Raw genomic sequence first — 18,347 nt, forward strand, 5'->3', positions numbered from 1 at the left:
GCGGACCATCGCTTCGAACTCATCCCGATTGCACTCCAACGCGGCTGCGTAGAGACTTTGAACAGGTTCTTAGGCCGCCGGTGCCGCAGCGCAGCGGCTGCAGGTGCCATGCATCTCGACATGGGTGCTGCTGGGGCGGAAGCTGTTGGCCTTCGACCAGGTCTTGAGGCGCCGCTCCACCGCGGGCTCCAGAAACTCATCGACCTGGCCGCAGGTATCGCAGATGGCAAACACCACCAGACCATGGTCATGCCCTTCGGCATGCGTATGGGCGCAGACCACAAAGGAGTTGAGGCTCTCCACCCGGTGCACCAGACCGTATTCGATCAGCTTGTCCAGCGCGCGGTACACCTGCTGGGGCGCACGCAGGCCCTCTTCGCGCAGCTGATCGAGCAAGGCATAGGCACTGGCCGGATTGGCCTCGCGCGCAAGCGCTTGCAGCACCAGGGCTTGGTGCTTGGTCAACTCAGGCTGGGGCGTTTTGGCGACTGTGGACATGGTGACAACAAAGGCAGAGGCCAGAGTTTAGCCGGTCTGCTGTGCGGACGCTGCCAGCGGGGGCTCCCCAGCGGCGGCGCCCTCCTGCTCTTGCCCGGCTTGCACCAACCAGTGCTGCACCGCCTGCCAATGCGCATCGCCGTAGAGGCGCCTGAAGCGCTGGGTTTCCTCCAGCCCCGGATTGCGCCAGACCGCCAGGCGTTGCGCGATGAAGTCGGCGCTCAAGGGGATGCCGCATTCGACGCTGATGCAGTGCCGCCACTGCGCGTAGGTTCTTGGAATCATCGGTGTCCTTTCCACATCTCAGCAGCTGCCAGCCCCGGTCACCCAGTGAACGTTTGAGAAAAGCCAGCTTGATTTTGTTATGTTATAACATATCAAATCGCCAACACAGGCACCACCCAGCGCTGACCGGGGCATGCAGCAAGCCACCCCAGCCAGCGCCAACCCCGCATTCCACGATGACTTCCAGCACCATCTCCTACCCACTGGCAACGACACGCCCCCCCAAACTCCCCGTCACCGTGCTCTCCGGATTCCTGGGCGCCGGCAAAACCACCCTGCTGAACTACATCCTGAACAACCGCGAAGGCCGGCGCGTGGCGGTCATCGTCAATGACATGTCCGAGGTCAACATCGACGCAGCCCTGGTGCGCCAGGGCGGGGCGGAGCTGTCGCGCACCGATGAGAAGCTGGTGGAGATGAGCAATGGCTGCATCTGCTGCACCTTGCGCGAGGATTTGCTGCTGGAAGTCAGCCGTCTGGCCAGCGAAGGCCGCTTTGACCAGCTGGTGATCGAATCCACCGGCATCTCCGAGCCCCTGCCCGTTGCCGAGACCTTTACCTTTGCCGGCGAGGACGGCCGCAGCCTCAGCGATGTGGCGCAGCTGGACACCATGGTCACGGTGGTAGATGCCTTCAATTTTTTGCGCGACTACAGCTCGCGCGACCAGCTGCGGGCACGCGGCCAATCGCTGGGCGATGAGGACCAGCGCACCGTGGTGGACCTGCTGGTCGAGCAGATCGAGTTCTGCGATGTGATCGTGCTCAACAAGGCCGACCTGGTGTCTGACGCCGAGCGCGAGCAGCTGATGGGCATCTTGCGCGGCCTGAACCGGCGCGCCCGTATCGAGCTGGCCGCGTTTGGCCAGGTGCCCCTGCACAAGGTGCTGCAAACGGGTCTGTTCGATTTTGAGCAGGCCTCCCAGGCCCCCGGCTGGCTGCAGGAGCTGCGCGGCAGCCACCAGCCGGAGACGGAGGCCTATGGCATTGGCAGCTTTGTCTACCGCGCACGCCGCCCTTTTCACCCCGAGCGCTTTTTTGCGCTGATCAACCAGGAATGGCCGGGTGTTGTGCGCTCCAAAGGCTTTTTCTGGCTGGCCAGCCACCCCACGTTGGCAGGCCAGTGGTCACAGGCCGGTGCCGTGGCCCGCCACAGCGCCGCCGGCTACTGGTGGGCCGCCGTGCCGCAAGAGCACTGGCCACAGGACGCAGAGGCGCTAGTCCTGATCCGCAAAGCCTGGGACGAGCGCGTGGGCGATGCGCGCCAGGAGCTGGTGCTGATCGGCATGGACATGGATGAGGTGGCGTTGCGCACGCAGCTGGACAGTTGCTTGCTCAGCGATGCGGAGATGGCGCAGGGGCCGGGGGTGTGGACGGGGTGGCGGCATTCGTTTGTGGATTGGCCTGAGAGCAAACTGCCGCACTCCCATTGAATGCGTTGCGGCTTTGCTCCCCCACTCGCAGGCTCGGTCTACAGGCGTAGCATCCTTAAGCCAGCATCTGATACACCGCGATGGTTTCCTCCACGCATCGATCCCAAGACAGAGTAGAAGCACGGGCGAGTCCCTTTGATCGCGCTTCCGCTAGCCATACCTCATCGCAAATACATGCTTCCAATGCGTGCCTCATGTCTTCCACATCCAGGGGGTTCACCAGCTTCGCAGCGCCTGCCGATACCTCAGGCATACATGAGGTGTTGGAGGTCAGCACAGGTGTGCCACTGGCCATGGCTTCAACAATCGGGAGGCCAAAGCCTTCGTACAAAGACGGATAAGCCATGAGCCGCGCCCCTGCATACAGAGCAGGCAGCCACCGCTGTTCAACAAAGGACATATAGCGCAGCCACCCCTCCTGGCTCGCCTTTGCCATGCGTGCATGAACCGCCTCTGAATTCCAACCCTTGCCACCCGCGACCACCAGAGGGCAAGCTCTGCGAATCTCATCAGGTAATAACTCGTATGCCTGTATCAGGCGCTCCACATTCTTGCGTGGCTCGACGGTTCCCACAAACAGGCAATAGTGCCCTGGGCGCAGACCCAGGGCCTGCATGGCCGGCGCCAACATCTCGGGCGTGTGAGGACAGAACGATTCATCTGCCGCTTCGAGGATCGCAGTAATACGCTCTGGAGGCATCAAGCCGCGTTCGAGCATCTCCTGACGTACTGCCTCTGAGACGGTGATTACATGGGTTGTGCGCGCAAGGCTAGGTCCCAAAGTCAAATTCAGATAATCCACCCGCGCCCTGGGGTGGAACTGCGGGTACATCACATGAGACAAGTCATGTACGGTGCTCACAGTCTTCCCTTGGAACGGCGGAACTATGTAATTGGGTGCGTGGTAGATCGACTTGTCATTGCCTCGAAGCCGCCAGCCGAAGTATGTGGGCGTCAACGCGCAATAGACACGAACTGCAAGAGGACTGGTTGCAAGGCGGGTCCGCAATGTAGGGCCTCTCGGTACCGCTAGAGGGGTCGAAGATGGGTCACCTGCGGCTGTTGAACTGTGCAACGCGGCCAGTGGATCATCCAACCATTGGCCCATTGAAAAGTAGCGCAGTCGTTCGACCGTGTCGTGCTGAGCGAGTCTTCTCGCCACCTCATAGGAATAGCGGCCGATACCGGTGAGAGGAGGTCGCAAAGCATCGGCCGCCAAAATGACGTCCAGCTTTTTTGTAGAGTTTTGCGGTATCAAGAAACTATCCATCCCATGACCAAGCCCATCCGGCAGCCTTTGACAGGGCCGACCGGAGGTCTCACAAATTTGAAAGAGCCGCACCAGCTTGCCGTTGCACTTGCCCTATCCCCAAGCTATCAAACTTAACAGCACTCGCATCGCCATGCATTTGCCGAAGTCAGTGACGGTTTGAATGAACTGCAAGGATGCGCCATCGACAAACCGGCGCATCATCATATCCAAGTTGCTAGATGGACACCCAGTCGGCTAACAGCTTGCGGAACAAGGCTGCAGATGTCCGCGGGAAGACATCAGCCCAGCACATGGAGGCGTACGACCAGTGCCCGAAACACCTGATTGATATAGGCATGCCATCTTGGAAAAGGTTAGGAAGTTCTAGGGAGGCATCAAGCCTTAAACATGTCCTTACAAACCGTTTGCCAAAGTTATCAGCTATCTCTCCCCAAGTCATTCATGCAGCAGGGAAAGAGCTGTTACCCTGCTAGCCTCATGTTGCGATGGTTCCTACGAGGTCTCTTTGAACAACGACGAGCTTATAAATTTATGTCGAACGCGATTTTATTTGAAATAGCTATGAGGCAATTTTCAATAAACTAACTGACATTAAATCAGAAAATATACCAACTAAAAAATGATATCAAATTCCTCAAGCTCACGCGCTATTCCACTGGATATTCTACGCATATTCGCAGCACTATGGGTTCTTGTACATCACTGGATTAGCTCAGAGGGCCTGGCCAAAAACTTACAACATCCTTATGATGTGTCCTGGGTTCCTCATTGGGTAGCCGTGGCTGCTGCACCAGGTTTTCTCGGCGTTGATATATTTTTTATTCTCAGCGGGATTGTGATCAGCAGGTCGGCGATCGGGCGTTCATGGTCAGAATTTGCAGTTGCTCGCTTTTGCCGACTTTATCCTGCTTATGCAGTAGCTATCGCATTGGCCATTCTTTTCGCACCTGTTACGCTCATAAAATACCCCTCACTGTCTCAGTCCATTCTGGGGCTTACGGGTCTTCAATGGTTTGTAGGTGCTCCTACAATCGTAGGTCCTGCATGGACCCTGTTTATAGAAGTCCAATTCTATCTACTGATTACAGTGCTTTTGCTAATTTTTGGCAAATTGACTAAATTGCAGCTACGCAATGCTGCCAAAGTCTGGTGCTTGGTTTTACTTTTGGCACCAAGCCTCCAATTGCCATGGTTGAACTTCATGGCGATTTCTGAGTTTGGTGCATATTTCGCATTGGGCATGCTACTTGGGTTATGCAATTCAAAAGAAGAGTTTCAATCTGATCTTCCTGCCATACTCACTCTGTTAGCACTCTGCTGGGTGAGAATGGTTGCCCGACTTACCGGAGCTAACGCGGTACCCCTGCATGAATTGTTCGCTATTTTCATGCTCGCCGGAGTTCTCTTTACCGTATATCTTTGTTCGAAAACTGATTTGTTTGGCAAATATCGCAACTTCGTCAATCCACTTGCACTCATGTCCTACCCTATATACCTCTTACATGAGCCTTTAGGAATGCCCGCAATTGGAATAATGGCAAAATATGGAATGCCGCCCATAGTTGCATTCGCCGTAGCGACTATCGTGCTATTTTTCGTCTGCTGGATGTGTGTTAAGTATTATGAGCCAGCCGCAAGAGCATTCTTAAGAAAAAGAATCTTCAGTGTTCAAAAATCAGCTTAAACCTTACACAAGACTCAGTAACCCAAGCAATACATTCCAAATAAAAAGGCAGACGTGTGTCTGCCTTTTTTATATATTCATTGGCTTAGACACGAGCGTAAGCCGACCTGACTCATATAATCATCCAAAGCATCCTGCCAGGGCCGAAGTGGCGACAGACCGTCAAACTTTGTTCGATAAGAAACAGCTGCTTCATTCTCAGAAACATCCGCACGACGGTTAAAAGCGGATGCATCTATGGGGCGAACTTCAATCGCTGCTCCGGAGAGCTCGACAATACGCTTTACATATTCAAACCGGCTGGCTGCACCCTCATTGACAACGTTATATATACCAGCATTGTCAGCACTTATCAATTCTAAGATTCGATGAGCGCAATCGCCCACATAAGTGGGCGACCCAACTTGCATATAGTTTGCAGAGATAAAGTCAGCAGCAGCACGAATTTCATTAATTCGATTATTAATGAAATTCTTCTTATTACTCAGAGCTCCCCCAAAAAGCCACCCGGTTCTAATAACCAAGGAACTCGGAGAAGCAAGCACGACTTTTTCAGAGAGCAATTTTGAATGATGATGCACAGTCGTTGGCTGCGGCACATCATACTCATGATAAGGAACGGAGCTTCCTCGTCCATAAACTCCTGTGCTAGAAATATAAACAAATCTATTTTTGTTTATTTGAGAATAATTAAATAATTTCTCCGTCAAAAACACATTATCAAAATAGCATATTTCTGGCTCAATTTCGCACTGCTCGACATTGGTGTTAGCTGCTGCATGAATAACAACATCAAAGCCGTCAAGCATTGATTTGCGCTGGATCTTATCGGCTGCGAGAAATCCGACGCGATCCAGAGATACACCTACATGCCCAGCGCCTGAAATCTGCCGCAGAAGCTCTGACCCTAACATGCCGGATCCACCTGTTACCAGAATCCTCATCGTACAAACTCCCGCGTCATAGATTCTGTAGGGTCGTGTTCAATACTTGCAATGTTGAGCAGTAAATTATTTGATTGTCCTACACCTTCAAACGCCATCCAAATACCCGGAGGTACAAATAAGCGCTGGTAATTATTTTCACCCAGCACCACTCTCTCAGACTGACTTCCATCTTCAGACTCAAGATGAAAACATATTTCACCCACCGGAACTAGCAAATTCATGGACATCCGGAGATGCTTTTTCCAGCCTTTTACTTCCCCATGCAAAACCATGGAGAAATAAGCCTCACCAAAATCAACATAACCGTCGGAGCTTTTTTTAAGTCCGTGGAAAATATTCCCTTTGGCATGAGGGATTATTTTAGTTGGAAAAACCGTGGCGCCGCAGCTTAAGCGATATGAGTCCATCGGTTACCTCTCTCCGTTGCCAATTGCATATATTGCTCAATCTGCAGCTGCGTGATTTTCTGGACATCTTGATTTTGGATGTAATAACCAGCATACCACTCACCAACCATACGCACACATTCCCGGTAAAAGAGCGTGGGCTCCCAGCGCAGATGAAACAAGGCTTTGTCGCAGTTGAGCTTAAGCAAACCAGCTTCGTGAAATGGAATATTTCCTGTAATCTGATAGCAGTCAAAATCCTTATTCCAATATTCGAATACGTCTGCAATCAACTCAATGACACGTCGATTTTGCTCTGCACGCGGCCCAAAGTTAAACGATTCACCATTCAACTTATCATTGGTGGCAAGATTTGCTCCCAACCACAGGTAGCCAGACAAAGGCTCTAGAACATGTTGCCAAGGACGAGTCGCTTCGGGTGACCGAATCTGTACCGGTTTATGGTCGTTCCAGCTCAGTACGGAATCAACAATGATCCGATCCTTTGCCCAGTCACCACCGCCAATCACGTTCCCCGCACGAGCACTCGCAATTCGGATGTGCGGCTGGTTCTTCAAGAATGATTGGAAATATGCATGAAAGACCACTTCCGCAGCGCCTTTCGAGGCGCTATAAATGTCTTTGCCTCCAAGATGGTCAGTCTCGCGATAACCCCATTCCCATTCCACATTTTCATAGCATTTATCAGATGTAATGATAACTGCGACACAAGGTTTGGAGAGGCGTCTGATAACGTCAAGAACGTTCGCCGTACCCATCACGTTTGTGGATATGGTGCCCAATGGGTCAAGATAGGATGTTGAGACAATAGCCTGCGCCGCCAAATGGAAGACAAAATCAGGCTCTAATCCTTGAATTGCTTGCGCTAACGCGCCTACATCACGCACGTCCACCACTTTGTGTTGGATATTTTTTTCCATATCCAATATTTCAAACATGGACGGCGTTGTAGGGATCCCATCCGAGATCCCCATCACCTCAGCACCGAGCATCATCAGCCAACGGGTCAGCCAAGTTCCTTTGAATCCTGTATGGCCCGTGACAACAACTTTTTTGCCTTTATATACATTATTGAACATTACCAGACCTTCCACGGCGCTTGATCTTTAGCCCAGAGCGATTCCAGCTGTTGCTTATCACGCAAGGCATCCATAGGCTTCCAAAAACCGGTGTGTCGGAACGCATTCATTCGGCCATCTTCAGCAAGCTGCCGCAGCGGCTCTTGTTCAAATACCAGATCATCTCCGGCTGGTAGATAGTCAAAGACAGACTGCTCGCAGACAAAAAATCCACCATTTATCCAGTTTCCATCACCTTTAGGCTTCTCGGCGAAACGCACAATTTCGTTGGAACTGTTGATGTCTAACGCACCGAAGCGACCCTCTGGTTGAACGCTGGTCATCGTAATGGCTTTACCTGACTTCTGATGGGCATCCACCAGATTTCGGACGTTAACGTCCGCCACGCCATCACCATAGGTGAGCATAAAAGGCTGGCCCTCAGTATATGCCTTGGCCTTTCGAATACGTGCCCCAGTCATTGCGAGCTCACCGGTATCGATCAATGTAATACGCCATTTTTCCGAACGATTATTATGAATAATTGTCTTATTCTCAGCCAAATCGATGGTGACGTCACTGGTGTGCAAATAGTAATTTGAAAAATACTCTTTGATTACGTAGCCCTTGTAGCCCAAAAGAATAATGAAATCATTAAAACCGTGTGCTTCGTAAATCTTCATGATGTGCCAAAGCATTGGCTTGCCACCGATTTCAACCATCGGTTTAGGTCTCAAGCTCGTTTCTTCCGCTAGACGCGTACCAAGACCACCGGCGAGGATCATTACTTTCATCTTTTACCCCTTATGCTTTTTTGATGATTTCCTGCAATTTTTCAGGAATCTGACCAATAAGTGCAAAAATCTGACTCATTACTCGAAGGAACTTAGGCCTATCTTTGTTTGAGACCGAGCTTCCAGCCAACTTAACTTTCTCATCCAACATCAGCAGATTGACATCTCGCCCTTGCAAATAAGGGGAGTCGGCGTCATGCCAGGAGCAAGAGAAATGATGGCAAATCGAAGTATTTTCGGTATAGGCATCGATTTCAAATCCTCCTTTATTATTTCGCATGACTGGCGTCAGAGGTGAAAAATACTCTTGCGGGTAAATTTTCACTCCATGCTGAATAACTGGAGTTTCCAGGTGAGGCGTAGTACCCATGCCATCCACGTTATGGCCATGGTGTGCAAAATACAAGGATGTCAACTGAGGGGACATAAAATAAAATATCTTACGCCGCCACAATGATACCGGGCCTAATCCCTCATAGACTTGGCACATAAAGTTTGCCAAAGGACTATTAGCGCGAGTAGCCATAGAGTGGCCCGTATACCAGCCGCCAGCCTTATTATCAACTCCTATAAAAGAGTGATGCTTCTCGCTCGCTTCCAATTCCTCCACGAGGCCTCTAAATATATTGCCATTGACTATTTCAATGTCGGCATCCAAATATATTCCACCGTGTTCGCGGAGCACCCACCATCGGAAGTAGTCACTAAGAAATGCATGATCTCGCAATTCGTACATCATTTTTGAGAAATGACATGCCTCAACAGGGAGATTTGTAACATTCCAATGCCGAATTTCAAATTCAGGAAGCTCCTTTTTCCAGGTCTCTAAATAACCTAAATAGGGATCAGGCTTTCCATCAAATCCAAAATAAATTCGATGCAGAATTTTTAAAGATGACTTAGTTTTTTGCATATAGCCAGATTTTCTTCATCAAGTCAGCAGGATTCTTCAGGCCGTATTTGATAATTTTGCCGAAATCAAATTTACCGTTATCTTGTCGAAAATCGACATTTCCTGGCGGGGCTTTTATTCTTCGAGCAGCCAAATCTTCCAGATATTTACAATAATCACTAAAAAGCATGGGCTCCCGGCGATGTTTTTCTGCCTCGGGATCCACTTCTTTTACGTTGAGATTAGCAAATAAATGATATATGCAGGTATTTTCGCTGATATTTAGCTTTTTACCTGTAGTAGTAAATTTAGGTGAAAAATATTCCTGCGGATATATTTTTACACGCCCTACAATAACTGGCTCTTTCAGCTTTGGAAAAAATCCTTTGTTGGCTGTGTAACCCTTGTCCCGGAAGTACAAACTCATCAATTGAGGACCAATCAAAAGCCGCTCGGCCCGCCAGTGCCATAGCCCACTTGATAGCCGATTTTTATACATGTCATGCATGAAATCGACAATCTCTGCACCTTTTTTCGCACCGATGGTTTGGGCGGTTGGAAAGCCATTATCAAAGTCTTCCACTCCCACAAAGGCATCGTACTCGTCAGATGCTATCAGTTCATCTATAAGGCGATCAAAAACACCACCATTCAGCACTTCGCAATCGCTGTCGAGATACGCCCCCCCGTATTCCTTCAAAGCATCCCAGCGCACAAACTCACTCAGGAATACAGGGTCATTAGCCTCAGCGGAGCGTCGCATCCAATCATTCACAGTAACGTCAACGTTATCTTTTCCCCACCGCATTATTTTATAGCCAGGCAATTCTCTCCGCCAAGTTTCTAAATAATGAAGAAATGGATCTTTAAACGGTCGATAGTTTTCGAAATAGACACGATGTAGAATTTTTTCCATCACTTATAATTTCAATGTGGGGCGGAAAATAAAATAGATAATATTCCGCGTAATATTCAAATATCTTTCTTCAAAGAAAGCTCATCAACTTTTTTAACAAGATTATCAATGCGCTGATCTAGTCTTTTTATCAGGTCATCGATCCCAATACCTGTTTCGTATCGCAATGGATGGTCAATAGCCTCGACCAACCCCTCCACCCCGCCTGGCTTTTGCGCGATAATCCCATAATCCTTGCTGACACCGTAAAATATATCTTTGAAGGTTATATCTTCTTTTTTGTAAAGATCTTTGTTCTCTTGCAGACGAATTATTGAGTATTTTTTATATCCGAAATATCTTGCCAGATTTATCATTTGCAAAATTGGAATCGGTCGAATGTGCGTGTGGTCTAGATAAAAGTTGCTAGTGATGACAAACAGATTTTCTGGATTGGGAGTTTCCGCAATGAGTACACCACCAGGAATAAGAACCCGTTGGCTTTCCTTAAAAAACTCAATGATCTTGTCAAATGGCAAGTGCTCCAATACATGAAATGCACTAAGTACTGCAACACTTTGATCTGGCAAATTTTTGAGGAATTCGGAGCCATTTCCTAGCGCAACATCCAAACCTTTTTTTTGTGCAGAGTTAAGCATTCCTTGATCTATATCGACACCTTTAGTCTCGAATCCTAGACGGCGAAGCATGTCTAACCATTCGCCACGTCCACACCCAAAGTCGAAGGCCAACGGCCGTTCCACAAAATCTATAAGCGGCTTTACATAGCTCAAATAGATTGAACGATATTCTCGAACTTGGTCTTCCGAAGCGTAATTAACACTTTCGAAAAATTCATAAAAATGATCAGTCATGTGAGATTTCCAAATGTGGCTCTATCCACGCCACACCAATGAAGTACTTTTGAGACAAATTAATAATCTTGAATATTATGGCCATGTCTCGCCATTCATAATTCTCTGAAAGATGGCTTTCAGTTTTGTGCAGCGCAAGGGCTATTGAGTAGCTTCCCGGACCAAGATCTGCTTTGAATCTATATCTGAAGGTAAGATGAGCCCCTTCTCGGACATCATTCATCACTTGACCATGGTGGTATGAATTGGTGCCAAAGACCTCTTGACCAAGACGATCCTTGATCATGAAGCCTGAAACCAATGTACTCATATCCGAAAGTGCTTCGACCTGTATTTCTAACGTGACTTCAGCACCAACGCCGACTACTTCGATTTCGCGGCCCGAAGCATCGCGAAGAGCGACTTTGGCAACTCTGCATTTACCTGTACCAGATACAGTTTGCACCACTCCCTGCTCATTCACAGTCTGCGAAATTTGACTATTTGTATCGTCTACCACCGCCGCATTGTAGTAATCAAGAACTGCTTCGGGCTTACCTTCCAGTAACTTCTGCCCTTTGGATAGCAAGATTGCACGATCACAGATTGACTGAATTGCGCCTTTATCGTGGCTGACGATCAAAAGTGTCGTACCTTGCTTTCTTAGCTCTCGAATACGCTCAAAGCTCTTGTGCTGAAAATAGGCGTCACCGACCGAAAGCGCCTCATCCACGATAAGGATATCTGGCCGCACCACTGTTGCCACGCTAAACGCCAAGCGAACTTGCATCCCGCTGCTATATACGCGCACTGGCTGATCTATGTAGTCCCCGATTTCAGCAAATGCTTCTATAGCTGGCATACAAGCAGCAATTTCCTCTTTTCGCAAGCCCAGCAGCTGCCCTGCCATGAACACATTCTGCCGTCCACTAAAATCAGGATGGAACCCCATTCCAAGCTCGAGTAAAGCAGCCACCCTGCCATTCATTTGGACGCTGCCAGTTGTCGGCTGGGTAGTTCCAGTAATAATCTTTAGCAGCGTACTCTTTCCGGCACCATTAACGCCGATAATACCAACCGCTTCTCCAGGCTGAACAGTAAAACTAATATCACGTAACACCCAGGTTTTTTCATGCGTGATACGACCAGAAATCCATTCCCATGCTCTGATCCACTTACTGGGGTACCGCTTGTAGGCCTTGCCTACATTAGTAACAGTTAAAGCATTGGTCACAACTCGTCCACCATTTCACCCACTCGGGAAATAAAAAATACTGCACCCAGCACCAGGAAGATTGCAGTCAATGCGATCAATGGCAGTAGTGGCCCGACAGCAGGAATTGTTTTATCAAGAAATATCTGTTGGTATGCAGCTATGAGAGGCTGCATGGGATTTAGCATCATCAGATCACGCACTTTCCCTGGTAACGCCGGGAGGGTGTAGACAATAGGAGTGAGCCAGAACCAGAATTGCAGGACTACCCCAGTGAGCTGACCGACATCCCGAAAAAATACATTGAGTGTTCCCAAAAAAATACCTAGACCCAACGTAAAAAGAATCTGCAGAGCCAGCAGAGGTATAAATGCCAAAAGAGCAATACCGGGCCAGTGCCCTATGATGGCTAAAAATACCAAATACAGTGCAAATATGATTGCAAAATTGATCAACGCTGATGCGGTGACAATGGCCGGCAGACATATCCTCGGAAAGTTTGATTTTTTGATGAGATTGCCATGTTCAAGAAAGACGCTATTCAAGCGTCCTAGCATTTCACCAAATAAACCCCAGGTGATAACCCCTGCACAAAGATAAATACTGAATGCGAAGGGCGTTTGCTCATGGCCAGGAAGGGTGGATCGCATAAGCTGGCCGAACACCACTGTGTAGATGATGATCATGGTCAGGGGGTTGGCCACAGACCAAAATGCACCAAGCAGCGATTCACGGTATTTGCCGTGAAACTCTCTCATCACGCTGCTCCAAATGAAACCCCGGTAGGTCCACAAGGCGCGAATCATCGACAGTTTAAGCATGGCTCTCACTTAGCTGTTTGCACTACAGGCGCACGCCCATAGGTATCCTCAAACCGAACAATATCGTCCTCACCCAAATAGCTACCCGACTGCACCTCGATGATCTCCAGCGGCACCTTGCCGGGGTTGGCCAGGCGGTGGACATGGCCCAGCGGGATAAAGGTGGACTCGTTCTCACCCAGCAAGAAGGTCTGATCGCCATTGGTCACTTCGGCCGTACCCTTGACCACAATCCAGTGCTCGGCACGGTGGTGGTGCATTTGCAAACTCAGTTGGCCGCCGGGATTGACGACGATGCGCTTGACCTGGAAACGGCTGCCGCTGTCGATGCTGTCGTACCAACCCCAGGGGCGGTGCACCTTGCGGTGGGCCGAGGCCATGCTGCGGTTCTGGGCCTTGAGCTGCGCCACCACCTTCTTCACATCCTGGGTGCGCGATTTGTCGGCCACCAGCACGGCATCGGCGGTCTCCACCACTACGACATTGTCCAGGCCCACTGCAGCGATCAGGCGGCTTTCGGAGAACAGCAGGCTGTTGTTGGTGTCGATGGCCAGGGTCTCGCCACTGCCGGCATTGCCTTGTGCATCGCGTGGCAGTACATCCCACAGGGCATCCCAGGCGCCCAGATCCGACCAGCCGGCATCAAGCGGCACTACGCGGGCAGGCACGCCCAGCTCAGGGCGCACCGGCAGCTTCTCCATGACCGCGTAGTCAATGGAGTCTGCGGGGCAAGCCGCAAACAGTTCGGCATGGGGGCGGATAAAGTCCATGTCCCGGCTGCTCTGCGCCATGGCCTGCTCGCAGGCCTGCAGCATCGCGGGTTGCAGGGCGGCCATGGCCTTGAGCCACTGGTCAGCACGCACCATGAACAAACCGCTGTTCCACAGGTACTGGCCGCTGCGCAGGTACTGCTCGGCCAGTTCCAGGGTTGGCTTCTCGGCAAAGCTCTCGATGCCAAAAGCACCATTGCTGTCTGCAGCGCCCTTTTGGATATAGCCATAACCCGTCTCGGGGCGGTTGGCCACAATGCCAAAGGTGACCATCGCGCCTTCGATGGCCAGCGGCCAAGCCGCTTCAACGGCACGGTGCAGTTGCTCGGGGCGCGTCATCACATGGTCGGCCGGCATGGCAAGCAATACCGCATCGGCGTCTGCAGCCAAGGCGGCCAAGGTCAGCGCGGGGGCAGTGTTTCTGCCTGCTGGCTCCAGCACCAGCTTGGCATTGGCAATACCTTGCTCCTGCAATTGCTGCGCAGCCAAAAAGCGGTGGTCGGCATTGCACACCAGCACAGGGCTGGTTTGCATAATGCCAGGGTGGACGCCATTCAAGCGCAGCGCCGTGTTCTGCAGCATCGACTGGCCATCGCCTCCCAGGCTCAAAAACTGCTTGGGATAGTGCTCGCGCGACAAAGGCCACAGGCGGGTTCCACTGCCACCACACAGAATGACAGGCGTTAGTTTTGGCATTCGAATCAATCTCGGTAAATAGGAGTTGCAGCAGCGCCTCAGCGCTTGTCGTTGGCCGCTTGCTGGTTTTTGAGCTGCAGCAGCGCCAGGCTTTGGTTCAGGCGCCGTACCTGCCGCTCAATACGGGTATTGACCATATCCGCATGCAGGGCCTTGATAAACAGCACACCGACTGCACAGACCAGCAGCAAGGTGGGGGAGTAACGAATCCCCAGCTCGTCGGCAAAGTGGTCCAGCAGACGCGGCCACACGCCCAGCAATACGGCCAGCAGGGCAACAACCATCCAGAACAGGCCCAGGCGCAAATACAGCCGGTCGCCGCGGATCAGAAACAAAATCACCGCAGCAAAAAGCACACCCAGAACGGTGGTCGTAATTTGATAATTGGCCATTCCAACCTTGATTCACAGGGACATACCGAAGGCCCGGATAAGGCGCAAGCGGCGCATGTCCCATGGCGGCGTCTTTACTGCCTGAAACAGAAAATTCTTTTACCCTGCTCAAATCGCTTATTTGAACAGCCGCATGATTCTACTGTGCAGGGACGCCGGGGATTGCAGCCAAATGTCACTGCTTGGCGTGGGTTCGGCCTCTTCAAGCCTCAGCGGAGCTGTTCGTGGGCTGCCGGCCTCTGCCAACTACCGCATAAAACCCCAGTACCCGCGATAGCGGCCAATCCATGCCACACTCCCCGCCTATGTCTAGTTCCGAATGGGCCCGCAGCGCTGTTTCCGCCTTCGATCGCATGGTCAATGTCGAGGGTGGCTTTCGCTCGCGCCCCGGCCAGCGGCTGATGGCGGAGAAAGTGGCCGAGACTTTTGCTGCCGCTCAGCTGGGCAAGCTCGAAGAGGACGAGGAGCCACAGCGCGCCATTGCGGTGATCCAGGCAGGCACGGGGGTGGGCAAGTCGCTCGCCTATGCAGTGCCGGCGATTGCGATGGCACTGCAGCGGGGCACCCGGGTGCTGATCTCGACGGCGACCGTGGCGCTGCAGGAGCAGCTGGTGAACAAGGATTTACCGGCGCTGGCCCAGCAGATGGACCAGCCTTTCAAATACGCGCTGGCCAAGGGCCGGGGCCGCTATGTCTGCAAGCTCAAGCTCGAGCGCCTGGCCAGCGTGGCCCAGGGCGATGGCGCGGATGGCGGCGAGCCTATCGACGATGATTTCTTTCCCGAAGAAGCGGCGCAGGCGCGCCAATCGCAGCGCAGCCCGCAGGAAAACGCCGCGCGCCTGCAGTTCTACACCAGCATGGCCGATGCGCTGACCACCCGGGGCTGGGATGGCGACCGCGACAGCCTGGACACGCCGCCCGAGCCCGAGGTCTGGAGCCCGGTCGCCGCCGAAGGCAGCTCCTGCACCGGCAAGCACTGCCCGGTGTTTGGCAGCTGCAGCTATTACGAAAAACGCAAGGACCTGGTCCAGGCCCAGGTGCTGGTGGCTAACCATGATCTGCTGCTGTCGACGCTGGGCGCACGCCTGCTGCCCGAGCTGGACAACTGCCTGCTGATCCTGGACGAGGCCCACCACCTGCCCGCCACTGCGCTGTCGCAGTTCGCCTGCGAGATGAACCTGAGCCAGCTCACCTGGATCGACAAGCTCGCCAGCCGCGCCCAGCGCGTGGGCGCCTTGGTCGAAGTCAGCGAGATTGCCGATATCCCGCGCCACTCGGGCCAGTTGCGCCAGCATTTGCAAGATTGCGCCAGGCTGCTGATGGATGAATACGGCGAGGGCATGCGCCAGCAGCTGCAGTCGGGCGGCCGGGGCCCCGCCCGCGTGCGCCTGCCCCGGGGCGAGCTGCCGCCCGCGCTGGTCGAGCCGCTGGCCCAAGCCGCGCACCATGCCAGCGCTTTTCTGGATGTGCTGCAGGCCATCTCCAAGGCCTTGCGCGCACAGATGCGCGACCGGCCCGACGAGGCCAAGCGCCTGTCCACCTTGTATGCCCAGGTGGGCAGCCTGGCCCCGCGCCTGGAGGCCGTGCATGACACCACCCAGCTGCTGCTGCAGGATGCGCCCCAGGGCAGCGTGCCGGCTGCCAAATGGTTCACCCTGGATGTCGTGGGCGATTTTGTCGCGATCAAGGCCTATGCAAGCCCAGTAATCCCCGGCTCCACCTTGCGCCACCACTTGTGGAGCCAGGTGCGCGGCGCGGTGCTGACCTCGGCCACGCTCACCAGCGGCGGTCAGTTCGATTTCTTCTTGCGCGAATCGGGCCTCAACAACGACCCGGCCGTCTCGACCTTGGAGGTCGCCAGCCCCTTCAACTATGCCGAACAAGGCAGCCTGATCGTCACCGAGACCCAGGCCGATCCGCGCACGCCCCAGCAGTTTGCCAACGAGATGGTCGATGCGCTGCTGGAAGACCTGGCCCAGGTGCAATCGGGTGGCCTGGTGCTGTTCACCTCGCGCGAGCAGATGCGCCTGGCCGTTGACGCACTGCCCACCGCGATGCGCCAGCATGTGCTGGTGCAAAACACCTTGCCACGCAGCCAGCTGCTGCACCAGCACCGCGAGCGCGTGGCCGCTGGCATGCCCAGCATCATCTTTGGCATGCAAAGCTTTGGCGAAGGGCTGGACCTGCCCGGCGCGCTGTGCGAATCGCTGTTCATCACCAAGCTGCCCTTTGCGCCGCCCGATGACCCGGTCGACGAGGCCCGCGCCGAATGGCTGAAGAACTCGGGCCGCGACCCTTTCAGCGAGATTGTGGTGCCCGCCACCGCCATCCGGCTGGCCCAGTGGGTCGGGCGCGCGATCCGCACCGAGGTAGACCAGGCCCATGTCTACTGCTACGACAAACGCTTGGTGCGCACCGGCTATGGCCAGCGGCTGCTGGCCAGCCTGCCGCCTTTTACGCTGCAGCGCCGCACAGCCAGCACTGCTTAGTCCTTGGCGGGCGCCTCGCCCGGGCTACGCAGGTGCACGCCTTCGAGCGACGGTGGCACCAGCGGCGGCAGCGGCGAGGCCACCGGCGCCCCAAAGCCTTCACCGTTTTGCCAGTCGCGCAAAAAGCCCTCGATCTCTTTCTGGCTCTGGCCGACAAAGTTCCACCAGATCATCACGCCGCCTTCATAGGGCGTGCCGCCCAGCAGAATGCAGCGGCTGCCGGCGCCGCATTGCAGATCCAGGCTGGTTTGGCCATCGGGCAGGTAAACCAGTTCGTTGCTGGGGGCCGCCTCGCCATTGACCTGCACATCACCGTAGAGGCACAGCACCGCGTATTCAAAATCGAGCCGCAACGCCAGGCTGGCACTGCTGGCCTGCGCCGCTTCCATATCGACGGCTACCAGCGGGCTGTGCACCTCGGTGGGTGCCTGCTGGCCCAGCCAGTCCCCCGCCAGCACCGTCATCTGGATGCCCTGATCCTGCAGCCGGGGCAGCTGCGGGTAGTGCTGAAAGCGCGGCGGCATAAAGCGCTGGTCCTTGGGCAGCGCAATCCACAGCTGCACCGCATGAAAGTCCGGCTTGCCCAGGCTCTCTTCCGAATGCGCAATGCCCTTGCCGGCGGTCATCAGGTTGACCTGGCCAGGGCGAATCGGCTGCTCGCTGCCCAGGCTGTCGCGGTGCAGGATCTCGCCCTCGATCATCCAGGTGAAGGTCTGCAAACAGGTGTGGGGGTGCGGGCCCACCTGCATGCCAGGCCCACTCTCAAAGTGCGAGGGCCCGGCATGGTCCAGAAAACACCAGGCGCCCACCATGCGCCGTCCGCGCTGGGGCAGCGCGCGCAGCACCGGCACACCGCCCACATCCGCAACGCGCCCGGGGTAATGCCGCAAGGCCTTGTTATCGATACTCATATTCCATCTCCTTCATCGGGGGCGGGAGCGCTTGCGCG

At 53.5% G+C, this 18,347-nt stretch carries 18 protein-coding genes; 3 read left to right on the top strand and 15 right to left on the bottom strand.

Annotated features, from left to right (window positions below):
• Window positions 1–69: 69 nt before the first annotated feature.
• Both WH265_RS09630 and WH265_RS09635 read right to left on the bottom strand, forming a co-directional pair.
• Window positions 70–498 (bottom strand): Fur family transcriptional regulator, encoded by a 429-nt coding sequence (locus tag WH265_RS09630; RefSeq protein ID WP_339558118.1) that lies wholly within the window; start codon window positions 496–498, stop codon window positions 70–72.
• Between the two features lie 27 nt (window positions 499–525).
• Window positions 526–783: a hypothetical protein gene (locus WH265_RS09635; protein ID WP_339558120.1), complete on the bottom strand. Its 258-nt coding sequence runs from the start codon at window positions 781–783 to the stop codon at window positions 526–528.
• Window positions 784–959: 176 nt separating this feature from the next.
• On the opposite strand from WH265_RS09635, the gene zigA reads away from it, so the two are divergent.
• Window positions 960–2,213, top strand: a complete 1,254-nt coding sequence (gene zigA / locus WH265_RS09640; RefSeq protein WP_339558121.1) for a zinc metallochaperone GTPase ZigA — start codon at window positions 960–962, stop codon at window positions 2,211–2,213.
• 55 nt (window positions 2,214–2,268) lie between these two features.
• Here the strand turns inward: zigA and WH265_RS09645 are convergent, their stop codons facing one another.
• Window positions 2,269–3,483 (bottom strand): glycosyltransferase family 4 protein, encoded by a 1,215-nt coding sequence (locus tag WH265_RS09645; protein ID WP_339558123.1) that lies wholly within the window; start codon window positions 3,481–3,483, stop codon window positions 2,269–2,271.
• A 622-nt stretch (window positions 3,484–4,105) separates the two neighbouring features.
• Between WH265_RS09645 and WH265_RS09650 the strand changes: the two genes are divergently transcribed.
• Window positions 4,106–5,170, top strand: coding sequence for an acyltransferase family protein (locus tag WH265_RS09650; RefSeq protein WP_339558124.1), 1,065 nt, complete (start codon window positions 4,106–4,108; stop codon window positions 5,168–5,170).
• A 77-nt stretch (window positions 5,171–5,247) separates the two neighbouring features.
• On the opposite strand, the gene WH265_RS09655 is transcribed toward WH265_RS09650, so the two are convergent.
• Genes WH265_RS09655 through WH265_RS09705 form a run of 11 tightly spaced genes read right to left on the bottom strand, consistent with a single transcriptional unit; the run spans window position 5,248 to window position 14,909 of the window.
• Window positions 5,248–6,114, bottom strand: a complete 867-nt coding sequence (locus tag WH265_RS09655; protein ID WP_339558125.1) for an SDR family oxidoreductase — start codon at window positions 6,112–6,114, stop codon at window positions 5,248–5,250.
• Window positions 6,111–6,524: a WxcM-like domain-containing protein gene (locus WH265_RS09660; protein ID WP_339558126.1), complete on the bottom strand. Its 414-nt coding sequence runs from the start codon at window positions 6,522–6,524 to the stop codon at window positions 6,111–6,113. The genes WH265_RS09655 and WH265_RS09660 overlap by 4 nt, the downstream gene beginning before the upstream one ends.
• Window positions 6,506–7,603 carry a CDP-glucose 4,6-dehydratase gene (gene rfbG, locus WH265_RS09665; RefSeq protein ID WP_339558127.1) on the bottom strand — a complete coding sequence of 366 codons (1,098 nt, stop codon included), beginning with the start codon at window positions 7,601–7,603 and terminating at the stop codon, window positions 6,506–6,508. The genes WH265_RS09660 and rfbG overlap by 19 nt, the downstream gene beginning before the upstream one ends.
• Window positions 7,603–8,376 (bottom strand): glucose-1-phosphate cytidylyltransferase, encoded by a 774-nt coding sequence (rfbF, locus tag WH265_RS09670; RefSeq protein WP_339558128.1) that lies wholly within the window; start codon window positions 8,374–8,376, stop codon window positions 7,603–7,605. The genes rfbG and rfbF overlap by 1 nt, the downstream gene beginning before the upstream one ends.
• A 10-nt stretch (window positions 8,377–8,386) precedes the next feature.
• Window positions 8,387–9,289: a glycosyltransferase family 32 protein gene (locus WH265_RS09675; RefSeq protein ID WP_339558129.1), complete on the bottom strand. Its 903-nt coding sequence runs from the start codon at window positions 9,287–9,289 to the stop codon at window positions 8,387–8,389.
• A complete protein-coding gene (locus WH265_RS09680; RefSeq protein WP_339558130.1) occupies window positions 9,276–10,184 on the bottom strand; it encodes a glycosyltransferase in 909 nt (302 codons plus the stop codon). Before WH265_RS09680 ends, WH265_RS09675 begins: the two co-directional genes overlap by 14 nt.
• Before the next feature lie 56 nt (window positions 10,185–10,240).
• Window positions 10,241–11,038 (bottom strand): class I SAM-dependent methyltransferase, encoded by a 798-nt coding sequence (locus WH265_RS09685; protein ID WP_339558131.1) that lies wholly within the window; start codon window positions 11,036–11,038, stop codon window positions 10,241–10,243.
• A complete protein-coding gene (locus WH265_RS09690; protein ID WP_339558132.1) occupies window positions 11,031–12,251 on the bottom strand; it encodes an ABC transporter ATP-binding protein in 1,221 nt (406 codons plus the stop codon). The genes WH265_RS09685 and WH265_RS09690 overlap by 8 nt, the downstream gene beginning before the upstream one ends.
• Window positions 12,248–13,051, bottom strand: a complete 804-nt coding sequence (locus WH265_RS09695; RefSeq protein ID WP_339558133.1) for an ABC transporter permease — start codon at window positions 13,049–13,051, stop codon at window positions 12,248–12,250. Before WH265_RS09695 ends, WH265_RS09690 begins: the two co-directional genes overlap by 4 nt.
• A gap of 5 nt (window positions 13,052–13,056) precedes the next feature.
• Window positions 13,057–14,517, bottom strand: a complete 1,461-nt coding sequence (locus WH265_RS09700; protein WP_339558134.1) for a mannose-1-phosphate guanylyltransferase/mannose-6-phosphate isomerase — start codon at window positions 14,515–14,517, stop codon at window positions 13,057–13,059.
• Between the two features lie 38 nt (window positions 14,518–14,555).
• Window positions 14,556–14,909, bottom strand: a complete 354-nt coding sequence (locus WH265_RS09705; RefSeq protein WP_339558135.1) for a DUF2304 domain-containing protein — start codon at window positions 14,907–14,909, stop codon at window positions 14,556–14,558.
• A 305-nt stretch (window positions 14,910–15,214) separates the two neighbouring features.
• Between WH265_RS09705 and dinG the strand changes: the two genes are divergently transcribed.
• Window positions 15,215–17,398 carry an ATP-dependent DNA helicase DinG gene (gene dinG, locus WH265_RS09710; RefSeq protein WP_339558136.1) on the top strand — a complete coding sequence of 728 codons (2,184 nt, stop codon included), beginning with the start codon at window positions 15,215–15,217 and terminating at the stop codon, window positions 17,396–17,398.
• Here the strand turns inward: dinG and WH265_RS09715 are convergent.
• Window positions 17,395–18,309 carry a pirin family protein gene (locus WH265_RS09715; RefSeq protein WP_339558137.1) on the bottom strand — a complete coding sequence of 305 codons (915 nt, stop codon included), beginning with the start codon at window positions 18,307–18,309 and terminating at the stop codon, window positions 17,395–17,397. The genes dinG and WH265_RS09715 overlap by 4 nt on opposite strands.
• Between the last annotated feature and the right edge of the window lie 38 nt (window positions 18,310–18,347).

The sequence above is a fragment of the Comamonas sp. MYb396 genome (assembly GCF_037479555.1).
In the GTDB taxonomy this organism is placed as follows: Bacteria; Pseudomonadota; Gammaproteobacteria; order Burkholderiales; family Burkholderiaceae_C; genus Comamonas.